The sequence below is a fragment of the Hydrogenibacillus schlegelii genome (assembly GCF_001653195.1).
Taxonomy (GTDB): Bacteria; Bacillota; Bacilli; order Thermicanales; family DSM-22653; genus Hydrogenibacillus; species Hydrogenibacillus schlegelii.
Genome location: NZ_JXBB01000067.1, coordinates 1 through 501 on the forward strand (window position 1 = coordinate 1; position 501 = coordinate 501).

The 501-nt window shown below is 61.3% G+C and carries 1 protein-coding gene; it reads left to right on the plus strand.

Features of this window, described 5'->3' with window-relative positions:
• The coding region (locus tag SA87_RS12430; protein WP_156516555.1) for an RNA-guided endonuclease TnpB family protein at window positions 1-450 on the plus strand (450 nt) is incomplete at its 5' end.
• Between the last annotated feature and the right edge of the window lie 51 nt (window positions 451-501).

A 501-nucleotide genomic window follows, 5' to 3' on the forward strand; every position in this document is an offset into this window, starting at 1 on the left:
GAAAAGGGAAGGCTCATCGAACGGACGAAGAACTACGAAAAGACGCGTCTCGAGATCGCCAGACTCCACCGCCGGATTCGAAACATCCGGCTGGACTTCCTCCACAAGCTCACGACCGAACTCGTCCGGCTGCATCCGGTGATCGCGATCGAGGATCTGGACGTCGCCGCGATGCTCAAGAATCGTCGTCTCGCCCGTCACATCGCCGACGTCGGCTGGGGTACCTTTCGGGCACTTCTCGAAGCGAAAGCCAAGCTTCGGGGAGTGAGGCTTGTGAAGGCAAACCGCTTCGAGCCGACGTCGAAGACGTGCTCTTCCTGCGGATATGTTCTTCCCGAACTTCCGCTTTCCGTCCGGGCATGGACGTGTCCGGTATGCGGCGCGCATCATGACCGGGACGAAAACGCGGCGAAGAATCTGCTCCGGTTCGCCCTGGCAGCCGGCGTGTAAGCTGCTCTACCGCGAGTTCCGCGGGAAGTGACGCCTGCGGACACCGGAGGT